General features: G+C 42.9%; 10 protein-coding genes. 5 read left to right on the top strand and 5 right to left on the bottom strand.

All coding sequences use genetic code 11. From position 1 onward, the window contains the following. Positions 1-218 precede the first annotated feature (218 nt). On the bottom strand, positions 219-758 hold the full coding sequence (gene rpoE / locus ACH8E3_RS15565; protein WP_458633559.1) for a DNA-directed RNA polymerase subunit delta: 540 nt from the start codon (positions 756-758) through the stop codon (positions 219-221). Between the two features lie 407 nt (positions 759-1,165). On the opposite strand from rpoE, the gene ACH8E3_RS15560 reads away from it, so the two are divergent. Further along, positions 1,166-2,374, top strand: coding sequence for a S8 family peptidase (locus ACH8E3_RS15560; protein WP_458633558.1), 1,209 nt, complete (start codon positions 1,166-1,168; stop codon positions 2,372-2,374). Between the two features lie 65 nt (positions 2,375-2,439). On the opposite strand, the gene argS is transcribed toward ACH8E3_RS15560, so the two are convergent. From argS to speB, 3 genes are all read right to left on the bottom strand, one after another. Further along, positions 2,440-4,119, bottom strand: coding sequence for an arginine--tRNA ligase (gene argS, locus ACH8E3_RS15555; RefSeq protein WP_458633557.1), 1,680 nt, complete (start codon positions 4,117-4,119; stop codon positions 2,440-2,442). Continuing rightward, positions 4,116-4,541: a YwiB family protein gene (locus tag ACH8E3_RS15550; protein ID WP_458633556.1), complete on the bottom strand. Its 426-nt coding sequence runs from the start codon at positions 4,539-4,541 to the stop codon at positions 4,116-4,118. Before ACH8E3_RS15550 ends, argS begins: the two co-directional genes overlap by 4 nt. Positions 4,542-4,700: 159 nt before the next feature. After that, positions 4,701-5,570 (bottom strand): agmatinase, encoded by an 870-nt coding sequence (gene speB, locus ACH8E3_RS15545; RefSeq protein ID WP_458633555.1) that lies wholly within the window; start codon positions 5,568-5,570, stop codon positions 4,701-4,703. Positions 5,571-5,763: 193 nt separating this feature from the next. Here speB and ACH8E3_RS15540 point away from each other — a divergent pair, with 193 nt between their 5' ends. The 3 genes from ACH8E3_RS15540 to ACH8E3_RS15530 all read left to right on the top strand — a co-directional run bounded on the left by ACH8E3_RS15540 (position 5,764) and on the right by ACH8E3_RS15530 (position 10,905). After that, complete coding sequence (locus tag ACH8E3_RS15540; RefSeq protein ID WP_458633554.1) at positions 5,764-7,812, top strand: transglycosylase domain-containing protein; 2,049 nt, start codon at positions 5,764-5,766, stop codon at positions 7,810-7,812. 551 nt (positions 7,813-8,363) lie between these two features. Beyond that, entirely contained in the window at positions 8,364-8,747 is a 384-nt protein-coding gene (locus ACH8E3_RS15535; RefSeq protein WP_458633553.1) for an ArsR/SmtB family transcription factor, read from the top strand. Position 8,748: 1 nt separating this feature from the next. Next, entirely contained in the window at positions 8,749-10,905 is a 2,157-nt protein-coding gene (locus ACH8E3_RS15530; protein WP_458633552.1) for a heavy metal translocating P-type ATPase, read from the top strand. Positions 10,906-11,582: 677 nt separating this feature from the next. On the opposite strand, the gene ACH8E3_RS15525 is transcribed toward ACH8E3_RS15530, so the two are convergent. Further along, the gene (locus tag ACH8E3_RS15525) at positions 11,583-12,089 is read right to left on the bottom strand and encodes a YwhD family protein (protein ID WP_458633551.1); all 507 of its coding nucleotides are present in this window, start codon (positions 12,087-12,089) and stop codon (positions 11,583-11,585) included. Positions 12,090-12,243: 154 nt separating this feature from the next. Here ACH8E3_RS15525 and ACH8E3_RS15520 point away from each other — a divergent pair, with 154 nt between their 5' ends. Further along, positions 12,244-14,232, top strand: a complete 1,989-nt coding sequence (locus tag ACH8E3_RS15520; protein ID WP_458633550.1) for a M1 family metallopeptidase — start codon at positions 12,244-12,246, stop codon at positions 14,230-14,232. Positions 14,233-14,241: the final 9 nt, after the last annotated feature.

Raw genomic sequence — 14,241 nt, 5'->3', positions numbered from 1 at the left:
GCCATTCGGGACTCACACCCTATAGATAGCGCCCATGCTGGGCGCACAACAAAAAAGTGACACCCGTAGTGCGGGGGCACTTTTTATCATTTCAAATAATTATTCACGTCAAATCATAAGCCCATGCAATAGTTTACTCTGTGGCATGGCCTCTGTCAAGAGAGGAATACATTGTTCACAATTGCAACATAAAACAATGATTTAATAGACCAATGAGCCTAGTTATCACTATCCTCATTCTCAGATTCCTCATCCGATTCATCTAAGTCTTCATCTTCATCTTCTTCTTCTAAATCAACATCTTCATCTTCAGGTTCTTCTTCCGAATCATCGTCACTATAAACATCATCATGATCTTCATCAATTCTGTCAAAATCTTCAGGCCCTTCACCGTTAAAAGCTTCTTCTTCATCGGAGAAGTCGTCATCTTCTAAATCGTCCTCATCATTGATGATACGCGGACGCTTGGCATTCGCAATAGGATCTTCAGATCGATCTGCAGGGTACCAACGTTTCAAGCCCCATAGATTCGTTCCGACGCAAGCAAATCTACCATCAATATTGATCTCGGTATATAACTGTGCAATCAGATCATTCATCTGATTCTCATTTAGACCACGCTGTTTGGCTACCTCAGCCATTAGATCAAGATAATAGAATGGGGTGTTAACTGTCTTTAGAATAACAAAAGCCAAATCGACCATCGGCATTTCTTTGATTCTTTCTGGGTCAAGTTTCAATTGGAGCGGTGCACTCACTTATGAACACTTCCTCTCACGCAATGTGCATAATACACGTAATATTTATCTAGAAATCGTTTAACACAATCAAGTAAAACCTATTTGGGATTAAAATGCAAGTTTTAATATTTCAGTATTGATTCTGTTAAGTACGACTCTCTTTGGTAAGCACTCTCAGCACCCCATAATGATAAAAAAGGTAGGGGTATCCCTACCTTCTGACTGTATCCAACCCTTGAGGAAGAAACTCCTTGCGGGAGTCGAATCAGAGACATCTGGTCTCTTCTCTATATATTATGTACATCGATTCTTTTTGACAACACATTCGTGCCTATTTACGTAAATAAGGGCAAGTTCCCACTCGCGTTGCGTTAGATCATCATAGAATACCTCAGTAAGCTTCATTACGAGGGGGACGACTCAGCATGGACTACTCTCGCTTTATACAGATGTTGATTGACGATGCGGATACCCGCTCCCCAATTCAGGATCAACAAATTATGACATTTCATCATCCAAAGAGTTATTACGCATTCCAACGAGAGTTAAGCAGATTAATGACCGTAGGTATTCATATTCCTATCATACACTCCTCTCATCTGATTCATTCCATCATTGCACCTGTGACCACGTTAAAAAAGTTCGAGAATCGCTTCAAAGATTCCGTATCGTTTGAACCCAATATACCCATAAAGGTTCATGGTATCTCAAGCAAGGCACATAGCAACCCCGGTATTCCTTATGGGGTGAAGCAGATTCAAGCGCCCAAGGCTTGGTTAACTTCTACCGGGCATCGCGTGAGAATCGGAGTCATCGATACAGGCGTAGACTATAATCACCCGGATCTTCGACAATCTTTAGCTAGAGGCGTTAACCTGTTGAATCGAAATATGTTGCCACATGATGATAATGGTCACGGCACACATATTGCAGGTACCATCGCAGCTGCCAACAGTACCGAAGGGATGATAGGCGTTGCTCCACGGTCGCTTATCTATCCCGTCAAGGCATTCGACCATAACGGGTCTGCTTTTGTATCCGATATTATTCTTGGTATTGACTGGTGCGCTCGTAATCATCTTCATATTATTAACATGAGCTTCGGAATGAAAACACGAAGTCGCGCTTTGCAGGAAATTGTCAACAAGGTATATGTTGCGGGTATTCCGATCATTGCCTCTTCAGGAAATGACAGCAAACGACGCTCCATTGATTACCCTGCCCGATACTCACAGACGATATCAGTTGGAGCAACCGATCGCAACAGGCAAATTGCTACATTCAGTAATCGAGGACAGCATATCGACATCTATGCACCTGGGGATAAGATTATCTCTTCTTGGACACAAGGTAGATACCATGAGATGAGTGGGACATCGATGGCTACTTCCCATGTCAGTGGAGCTGTCGCATTGTTACTTGCACAGAACGCTAATCTTCGACCGTTGGATATTAAACTACTCCTTCAGCGAACAGCATCGCCTTTACGTATGAAGACTTCTCAGAGATTAGTTCGTAGTTGCGGTGAAGTTAACGCTCTACGACTACTTCGTGAGGGAATGAAGGACACTTCAAATGGATCAGTACCGTTAACAGCGAACCTTAAACGACGAAAAGTAACCAACCCCAAGTAAAGACGATATCATCGTCTCTACTTGGGGTTGGTTTTATTGATCATATCATGGATGGCTAATCGCAATTACATTTTTTCTGGTGCGGTTACGCCAATAATGTGTAATACATTGCTTATGACTGTACGAACAGCGCCAAGCAAAGCAAGTCTAGCTTGTGTCTGCATGGCATCCTCCGTAATGACACGCTCTGCCTTATAGTAACTGTGGAACATAGAGGAAAGTTCATACACATAACGAACCATACGATGCGGTGCATAATTCTCAGCAGCTGTAGCAATCTCTTCTGGCAACTCACCGAGTTTACGAAGTAACTCATATTCCCGATCTGTATTCAGCACCGTTAGATCTATATCTGATAATGGAAGCAATGTGATGTTCTGTTCCTCTGCCTGACGGAAGATACTACAAATACGAGCATGGGCATATTGAACATAGAATACAGGATTCTCATTCGATGTTGAAATAGCTAGATCCATGTCAAAGTCTAAGTGGGAGTCCATACTACGCATTGTAAAGAAATAGCGAATGGCATCTACACCAACTTCATCCATCAGATCTACCATCGTAACTGCCTTACCCGTACGTTTGGACATTTTAATCTTCTCGCCATCTTGAAATAAACTTACCATTTGAGCTATCAATACGGTTAATTTACTAGAATCATAACCTAATGAATCCATAGCAGCTTTCACACGTGGAATATATCCATGATGATCCGCACCCCAAATGTTGATCATTTGGTCATAGCCTCTGCTATATTTATTGCGATGGTAGGCGATATCTGGCGTTAGGTACGTATATGTTCCGTCATTTTTCACCAACACGCGATCTTTGTCATCACCATAGCTCGTTGTCCGTAGCCATGTAGCATCATCCAACTCAAAGACTTCTCCTCGTGCTTTTAATTCAGACAGCGCTACCTCAACTTGTCCATTCTCATATAACGATGTTTCACTAAACCATTCGTCAAAATGCACTCTAAATCTAGATAAGTCACGTTTGATTTTGGCCAATTCTTTCTCTAAACCGAAAGAACGTAAGAAATCGATGCGCTCCTCAGGGCTCATAGATACCAACGATTCGCCTTTTTCCGTAACTAATTCTTTAGCAAATCCCTTAATGTCTTCACCATGATAACCATCCTCAGGCATGTCTACGGGTTGTCCTAATTCTTGAAGGTATCTTGCCTCAATTGATTTAATTAGATTTATGATCTGGTTACCCGCATCATTAATATAATATTCGCGAGTGACTTCGTATCCAGCATAATTCAATACGTGACCTAAAGCGTCACCTACGGCTGCGCCACGAGCATGTCCTAAATGTAAGGTTCCTGTCGGGTTTGCACTAACGAACTCGATCTGCACCTTTTTCCCTTGACCAACATCACTTCTTCCATAATCACTACCTTGGGTCTGAACCTGTTCCAATACTGGATATAGGTAGCTCTTTAGCAAAGTGAAGTTGATAAATCCAGGGCCTGCAATTTCAGCCTTCTCCATATTGCCCTTTTCCAAATCCAAGTTGTCGATAATCGCTTCTGCGATCTGACGAGGGTTCTTCTTCGCTATCTTCGTTAATTGCATAGCAATGTTAGTAGATAGATCTCCGTGAGCTTTATCCTTAGGTACTTCAAGCGTTATCGCAGGCAGTTCCTCAAGGCTAATTAATCCAGCAGCCACCACCGCATCTGCAACTGCAGACGATACCAATTGGTTAATCTGCTCTAAAGGGTTGATTGTCATGATTTGTGTTCCTCCTGTATATGTAAATCAATTTCAAATTGTCCTGACAGATCCTCATAAACGTACAAATCATATGCCCAACTCACCTGACCATACCAACCTTCGATCTGTATATCCATCTTTGTCGTCAGTGTCGAAAGATTAAATGTGGTAAAGGGCGAACGGTAGAATCCAGGCAATCTCTCTCCTAATTGAAAAGAGTTCTCCGATTGTACTTCACCATGGCGCATAATTTTGAGACCGTCTTTCGTTATCTTCATGGTCGTTCTGGTTGTTCCCCCCTGCGGACCTTCATCGGGTTCTTCGTACCGTACATATAAATCTGAACCCTTCACGATCAATTCAGCAGGTAGCTCCTGTACAACTTCTTCTCCATCATTACGACTTCGCAGTACGATAAGTACTTGTGTTTTGTGTGACATATGTCGAACAATCTCCAATCTGTTCATTCCTATTGTACTACTATATCCAGTTCACACATTCAATTCAAATAAAATTAATAAGAAAGACACCAACTAGAAGAATGACGAAAGGTTGAACTTTCGTCATTCTTCTAGCGGTGTCTACTCATTATCTATTCTTTATTTCACAAATCCTAGTAGCATTTCTCTAATCAGCTTAGCGGCAACAATCTGTGTCTGTTGGGATGGATCATATATTGGTGCTACTTCTACCAGATCACAACCAACGACGTTCACCTCAGAATTGGCAATAAGATGCACGGCTTCGAGCAGTTCCTTTGATGTTATGCCACCTGCTTCCGCTGTTCCTGTTCCTGGTGCTGCCGAGGGATCTAGCACATCGATGTCTATGGTGACATACACCGGGCGATTCTCCATTTTAGGAAGAGCTTCCTTTAGAGGTGCTGCCACTTCAAATGGATAAAAGTTAATGTTTTTTTGACCGAATTGGAATTCCTCACGAGAACCAGAGCGAATACCAAATTGATATATATTCTTTCCTCCGATGAGTTCAGCAGCCTTACGCACAGGTGTGGAATGAGAGAGTGGCTCCCCTTCATAATGCTCCCGAAGATCGGCATGTGCATCAATATGGATCAAGATGAGATCCGGATATTTGGCATACATCTGTTGAATAACCGGCCAAGTAACCAAATGCTCCCCACCAAGACCAATCGGAAACTTATCATCTGCTAGTAGTTTACCTACATATTCACTAATGACTTCAAGACTACGTCCCGCGTTACCGAATGGTAGCATGAGATCACCTGCATCAAAGTAGGTCATATCCTCAATACTCTTATCAAGATAAGGACTATATTCTTCTAATCCAACGGATGCCTGGCGTATGTGGGAAGGACCAAATCGAGAACCTGGACGGTAACTAACCGTGTAGTCCATCGGCATGCCATATATGACAGCCTTAGAACCTTCGTAATCTTCAGAGCTACATATAAATACATTTCCCGAATAAGCTTGATCTAATTTCATTTTCTATCTACATCCCCTTTACTTCGTAAGATCATCAACATATTTCACAATTATAATAAACCATGTTGAAAATGCAACCATATTCAGGACATGTTCTTCTATTGTCAGAAACTTTAGGCTGATGGTGAATATCTTCAACCTTCCATTCCCATAATGAGAAAAGAAGAACACAACAGAAAGGGGCTTACCTGTCATGTCGCAACCTTCACATAAACCACCTAAGCGTAACCATCGGTTGCTCACTGTCATCAAATTATTATTCGGCATGACTATAATCACTCTGATCATTGGCGCTGTTTCGCTGGTGTATTTATATAACACGGAGTTACCCGTAGCCGATACAGATCGGAACTCTCGTATTCTAGATAGCCAAGGGCAAGTGATGGCTACCTTTTCAACGAGTGGACGTAGTCATGAGCCCGTAACATTAGATCAGATCTCATCCACCCTCGTGGAAGCTACACTCTCCGTGGAAGACCGTAAGTTCTACGATCATTCAGGATTCGATATTAAGGGGATGGGCCGTGCTGTCTTGGTTAATCTGGAGAAAATGAACCGTTCACAAGGGGCTAGTACGCTCACGCAACAACTTGCTCGCAACCTATATCTATCTCATGCCAAAACATGGTCACGTAAAATGAAAGAAGCCCTATACACCGTACAATTAGAAATGAAATATAGTAAAACGGAAATTCTCCAAATGTATTTAAATGAAATATATTATGGGCATGGAGCTTATGGAATTGAAGCAGCATCACATATGTATTTCGGTAAATCTGCTAAAGAACTTACACTTGCAGAAAGTGCCATGCTAGCAGGTATTCCGAAAGGGCCAACATACTACTCTCCCTATAATCATATGGATAATGCGCTTAAGCGACAAAAGATCGTGCTTTCGAGCTTAGTAACGACAGGTTATATCTCTAAACAGGAAGCCAATACTGCCGCACGGGAGAAACTTGCGTTCATGCCCCAAGGGGAGCAAAAGACGACTATTACCGCCCCCTATTTCCGAGATTATGTTCGCCAATTACTCCTAGATGAGTTAGGCGTTACCGAGGAGCAATTGGATCATGGTGGATTGAATATTCACACCACGTTGGATGCTCACGCCCAACAGGTTGCAGAAGAAGTCGTAGCCAAGGAAATGGATTCCGATAGCGAGCTGGAAGTCGCTCTAATCTCGTTGGATCCCCGAACAGGGTATATCAAGGCTATGGTAGGCGGTACAGATTATCGGAATAACCAGTATAACCATACCCTTGTGACGACAAGGCAACCGGGTTCAGCCTTCAAACCTATTATGTATTTGAGTGCCCTATCTTCATTAGAAATGAATCCATTAACTTCATTCAAAAGTGAGCCCACACTCTTTCATTACGATAATAATCGCAAAACCTATCAACCGAACAACTTCGGTAATAAATATTTAGGCGAGATCGATATGCGCCAAGCGATTGCAGCAAGTGATAATATCTATGCTGTGAATACTATAATGAAGCTTGGGTCTGAACATGTTATCGAGACAGCCCGAAAGATGGGCATTTCTAGCCCACTGCAATCGGTTCCCTCACTCGCATTAGGCACTTCGCCAATCAGCCCTTTGGAAATGGCATCAGCATTCGGAGTGATCAGTAATGCAGGTCTACGAATACCACCCACTGCTGTACTACGAATAACTGATTCCACGGATGAAGTCATATATGTAGCTGAAGTTACTCCGGGCGAGCAAGTCATCGATCCCGCTGCATCCTACGTATTAACACATCTTATGGAAAGCGTCTTTGAGACGGGTGGTACAGGTAATCGAGTATCATCAATCATCAAAAGACCGGTGGCAGGCAAGACAGGTACAACCAATACGGACGCTTGGCTTGTAGGTTTCACACCCGAATTAACAACAGCTGTATGGGTCGGATACGATAAGGGACGTACGATTAATAACTCAGACAGTCGACGGGCAGCCCCTATCTTTGCACAGTATACAGAGCGTGCTCTTGAGAATGTACCACCTAAAATATTTCCTATACCCGAGGGTGTCGTAAGTGTATATATTAATCCTGAGTCCAACCAATTGGCCACTGAGGATTGCCCCAACAAGACACTTGAGGTGTTTATTCAAGGTACGCAACCAACGGAATACTGTACGTTACATGGTGGAGAGATCGAACAGATACAACCAGAGATACCAACGAAAGACCAATCGTGGTGGACTAACTTGAAGCAATGGTGGATGGAGTAGTTGATTGAATAAGTGAATCGTATACTAAGACAGCCAAAGGGTGCACATCACCTCGAATGAGATGGGGTAATCCATTAGACGGATGAATAGGGAATCATTGACTGGTGTTTGGTAAAAGCGATGCAGGGACCTGTTATAACGGAACCAGCAGACCTTATTGCGGGCAAAGGGTTACTTTTAGAACTTTAATGGAACTGAGAGACGTTATCTCGTATATTGTGGGTACATTGTGCTGATTATTTGCAAATAAGGGCGCGTATTTCCGTTACAATCCCATATTACCTCAATGGGGTAGAATAGTGTCTGTGGTTTCTGTTAAATCGTTAGTTGTAGCGGATTTAGTCTGTCATTTCGCAATGTGTGATGATGACATCCACTCCTTAATTGAGGACGCCTACCGGCGTCCTTTTATATTTAACTCGCAATCGCTCATTATTCAAACATTCGTTTGAATATTATAAAACTATGGTGTATATTGGAATAACAATCAAACCAACATTTGAATATAGATATGATAATCCTATTTATTTATAAGGAGGCAGAGAACGCTCATGAGCCCAATACAAGTTACGCCAACACGTACGGAAGATGTATGCGAAGTGGTATGCGTGAATCAAGATCGAATTCATCAACTGAACAATATCATTCAAGAAGATGAAATTGCTGGAATGGTGGATATCTTCAAAGCACTCTCGGACCCTACACGTATGAAGATTGCGTTTATGCTGGATCTCGAAGGGGAATTATGTGTTTGCGATGTTGCAGCTGTTCTCGGAACGAGTATGGCAACTACTTCACACCACTTACGTGTGCTGAAGAATATGCATATCACGACATCACGCAAAGAAGGTAAGAACGTCATCTATTCTTTAAAAGATGATCACATTCGCACATTAATTCAGATGACATTGGAGCATCAGAGGGAGGAGATCTAAGATGAGTAACAATAACGACAAGACAAGCGAAACATCCTATGTTGAATACCCTATCGAAGGTATCTCTTGTGCCAACTGTGCTCGAGAAATGCAGGAAGCTATTCAGAAATTGGAGCATGGTTCAGATGCCCGATTAAGCTACGTTAACCGTAAACTAACGTTAAACCCCAATGTAGACGTATCACGTGTTGAGCAAATTTTGAAAAGTGATGGGGGCCGTATTATACGAAATAAGGAACATAATCATGAACATGGTTCAGATGCTCAGCATGGCCATAGCCATGAGGGCAATAATCTAATCAAGTGGCTACTAGGAACCGCTGTTGTTCTTTATACACTCACGTTCGTATTAAATAGTGTACTTCCGCAACCCTTACTCATTTCTTTGTATATCATGGCTATTATCTTTAGTGGTTACTCCACATTCTGGCGCGGACTGAAAAATCTCATTCATCTTAAATTTAATATGGACACATTAATGACCGTAGCACTGACAGGAGCGGTTGCCATCGGTGAATGGAAGGAAGCCACACTCGTTGCAATTCTATTTGGTGTAAACGAGATACTGGAAGGTTACGGTATGAATCGTGCACGGAAGTCGATAGAAGCACTGCTGGCCAATGCCCCGAAAGAAGCTGCAATTCTACGCAATGGGGAAATTATTCACGTTCCTATCTCTGATCTTCGTGTTGGGGACCTTGTCCGTGTTAGAGCAGGTGAGAAGATTCCTTCTGATGGCATCATATATGAAGGCAACAGCGCAGTTAATGAGGCTGCCATCACAGGCGAATCGATACCTGTCTCCAAGAAACAAGGCGATGCTGTCTTTGGGGGAAGCGTCAATGCCGATGGGTTGCTAGATATTCGGATTAATAAAGCTTACGAAGATTCCTCATTAGCTAAAATTATGCATCTAGTACAAGAGGCGCAAGATAGCAAAACACCTACAGAATTATTCATCGATAAATTTGCCAAATATTATACACCTGCCATTATGATTGCTGCTCTCTTAGTCATTCTTATCCCCCCTCTTCTATTCGGTCAACCATGGATGAAATGGCTATACCAAGGACTCGCTATTCTAATTGTTGGATGCCCTTGTTCGCTTGTGCTCTCCTCACCCATTGCCCTAGTAAGCGGTATGACACGTAGCGCACGTAACGGTATTCTAATCAAAGGTGGCGTTCATCTTGAGCAGTTAGGTAAAATAGAGGTTATCGCCTTCGACAAGACGGGTACGCTTACGCAAGGTGTTCCCTCTGTGATTGAAGAAGTGATTTATGATTCCAATCAATTCTATGATGTTGCGGGTTCCTTGGAGCAATCATCTCTTCATCCCTTGGCTAAAGCAGTTATCCGCCATATTCAGAGTCAGCGACAATCTAACCACTTCCCTGAACCCCTTCAATTGACTACATTGCCAGGGTCAGGTATTCAAGGCGAGGTCGAAGGAACTACCTTTTGGATGGGTAGTGAAGATATATTAGAACATGTAGTAGTAACCGATTCTGAACACATGGCTAAGGTGAAGCATGATATACATCGGCTGAAGGAGCAAGGTCTCACCTTGATCATTACAGCAGATGAGAACCATGTGCTTGGACTACTCGGACTTGCAGATACACTGAGACCCGAGACAAAAGACGTTATTCATCAGCTTCATCAAGCAGGTATCTCTCAAACAGTCATGCTTACGGGTGATCATGAGCAATCCGCACGAATCATTGCCGCAGAGGCAGGCGTCTCTAGTTATTATGCGAAGCTTCTACCCGAACAGAAAGTTGAACAGATTAAGATCCTTGCCTCTCATTCCAAGGTCGCCATGGTCGGTGATGGCATTAACGATGCCCCGGCTATTGCGACAGCCCAATTAGGAATAGCAATGGGAAAAGGTACTGACAGCGCCATGGAGACTGCCGATATTGTACTTATGCAAGATCACCTTGGTAAGCTGCCGAGCGCGATCCATATGGCACGGCGAGTGAATCGTATTATAGGCTGGAACATTGGAATTTCCCTAACACTGAAGGCTATTGCACTACTACTCACGATACCGGGTTGGCTCACCCTGTGGATTGCGATCTTATCCGACATGGGAGCTACCATTATTGTTACACTGCTCGGCATGTCCATTCTATTAGGTAAAGACAAATCATAATTCAGTCATCGGGATGTTTATGACCGGTCAACAGACTGACCACACAGATTGTTATTCTGTGTGGTCAGTCTGTGTATTTGTTTGTTTGTTTGTTTGTTCTTATACCCCCCAATTTAGGAATTTATTAGAAATGTCCGGACACTAATATTTACGGTCCCTCTGGGTAATGCTGGATAAATAATTGAGAACCTTTGACCAGTCTACGATGAAAGAGAAGAAGCGTGTTCACATGAATATTCCACAGAAGTTAAAGATTCAATCGTTACAAACCAACATCTGCCGGCGGTAGACTCTCTAACCTTTCTAGCGGAAGCCACAGACCTTATTCCACGAAAAAAATACCAACATGAAATTCTAACGGAAATACAGACCTCTATATGCACATTAACAGCTCAAATCCCAAGGAAAGGGCCCCATAAGGTCGCTCACTTCCGTTAGAATTCCAAAAGTGACGATTTAGGCAAAATAGAGGCTGCTATTTCCGTTAAAAAGCACACGTGGTTACTCTTCATGATGCTCTTGCACGCGGTGTCTTCATAGAAAATTTTACAACATTAGATGGGATGACCTCACAGGTTCCCCAAAAATCTTATACTATCTAATATGTCAAAAAAGACTCGAGAACGTTCTCCCGAGTCTTTCATAGCTGTATAAGGATCTATCCCGCTATATTGCCATTACACTTCTAATGCCTTCTTCAATTCCTCAGAGGATGCTTGCCACCATTCCTCATTACGGGTCACTAGTAAATTCTTGAGAGCCGTTTTATCCTCATCCGTCAATCCATCCAATATGATCTTGCGCTTCAAGGCTGCATCCAGCTTATTGACGTGATCAGCTAGAATCTTATATCCTCGGCGAGCTTCTGTATCAATCCACATCTCACATGCCGTAGCACCTCCGTATAGTTGCCCTTCTGGTGTACGATCTACCGCAATCCATACCACCCATACTAGACGCCCATTGGGTACATCCTCACGATTCGCAGAGAACTTAATCCCCTTCTCCACTTTACTCTTAGCGTGAATAGCGCCCATATCCACTTTAGCTTCACCTTGATCAAGAATAACTGGCGATACACTATTCAGATCGATCGAACCCGCTCCAAATCCAGTGTGCTTACTCTTACTACTCACAATATTCAGGGCAATTTGCTTCTTGCCACTTGGCTCTATCTTATCCATGAATTCATTATCCCCCTACCATGACACAGAAAATGTAATCCCGTTTTCCTGTCTCCAGTTATTTATTACGGCGATTGCTATTATTTTAACTAATATTTGTCCAATTGCAAACATATACATGCTGTAGATGCTTGTCAACGGGAGGTATTCAAGTATGACCCCAACTCGTTCCAAAAAGATAGTTATTATGATGATCACCTTATTTCTCCTCAGTGGAAGCTGGTGGTGGATGGGTATGAAGGACACACCTGAATCCTTAAGCGTATTTGCGCCAATTCAGTCCAAGCCCACAGATAAGACCGCTTCAGAGCCTGTAAAGGAAAGTGTACAGAAACCTACAGCTGAGGTACTAAGTGACCGAATTGTAGAGTACCACATCGATGTCTCACTTGATCCAAATACCAATCTACTACAAGGATCACAGAACCTAACCTGGACACATCCAGGTAAGAATACCATCACGGAGCTATACTTTCATCTCTATCCTAATGCATTCTCGTCTATGGATACGACATTTATGAAGGAATCTGGTGGGAAACTTCGTAATGATACGATGCCCGCCAATGGCTTCGGCTCCATGACGCTTACCGAATTAAAGACAGCAGATGGGATATCTCTTATGCATCGCATCCAGTACGTTCAACCAGATGATGGGAATATGAAGGATAAGAGCTTGATCAAAGTCCGCCTTCCACGACCCGTAAAGGGTGGGGAAAGTATTACACTGAACATGAAATTTGAAGTGAAGCTTCCACATATATTTGCTCGTATGGGTGTTGCAGACAATTTCGTCATGGCGGGTCAGTGGTTCCCCAAGATCAGCGTCTACGAGCCTACCGGATTGAGAAGTAGAACATCAGAGGGATGGAATCTTCATCAATATCATGGCAACTCTGAATTCTATGCTGATTTCGGGATCTACAATGTGCGTATCCGTGTTCCAGAGAACTACATTGTTGCTTCTACGGGCTTTCCGATCAAAACTGCTCAGATTGCAAAAGGTGAGAAGGTGTACCAGTTCTACGCGGATGATGTACACGACTTCGCTTGGTCCGCCTCTCCTGACTTCATTGTAGCCGAGAAGCCCTTCTCTTCTCCTGAAGTACCTGGTGTTCGAATCAAGCTATATCTGGACCCTGCCCATAAAGATATGAAGGATCGCTATTTCTATGCTGCAGAGTCCGCCTTGAAGCACTTCAGCAAGTGGTATGGTCCTTATCCGTATTCCACCTTATCCATCGTTGTTCCACCCACATTGGGAAATGGTGCAGGCGGTATGGAGTATCCGACCCTCATTACAGCCTTCGGTGCGAAAGATGATTCACCCGGTTATGAGCTAGAGCGAACAGTTATTCATGAAATCGGACATCAATATTTCTATGGCATGATTGCAAGTAATGAATTCGAAGAAGCTTGGTTGGACGAAGGATTCACCTCATACGCAGAAGATCGACTTATGGAACAGGAATTCGGAATCGTTCCTAATCTCCCCATCCAAGCTACCATGATCTCTTCACCTGCATCCATGACACAAGAAGCTTGGAAATATGGATCGCAGAATAACTATGCTCAGAATGTCTATTATCGCGGAAAACTTGTGTTAAAGAGTATTGAGCGCCAAGTTGGTCAGCACAAGATGAATAGCATTATGATGACCTACGCCAAGAAGTATCGCTTCTCCCATCCTTCAACCCATGATTTCCAAAAGGTTGTAGAGCAAGTTACGCATAAATCATGGCAATCTTTCTTCGATCAATATGTCTATGGTAAACAAATGACAGACTTTGCTATTGATAGCGTTACAGTTCAGGAGTTAAGCCATACCTCGCAGAAGCAATATGAATCTAACGTTAGCTTGCGTAGGATTGGTGGTCAATATGCCAATATTCCGATACAGTTCACGTTTGCCGATGGTCACACCGTACACAAGACATGGAATGGAAAAGATGACACCATCCAATACAAGCTAAACTATAAGTCTCCCCTGTCTTGGGCTCAGATTGATCCAGATTATACACTTGTATTGGAGAATAAATATATGAACAACTATTTAAAGGCGGACATTGATACTGACAAGGTATCCCGCTTTAATATCAGTATTACCAAGCTTCTTGAGGTATGGCTTGGAAGTCTGTCTTGGTGAGGTGAACCA

The sequence above is a fragment of the Paenibacillus sp. CMAA1364 genome (assembly GCF_054373195.1).
Note: the sequence above shows the minus strand (reverse complement) of the source record. Positions and strands in the feature narration are given on the sequence as shown.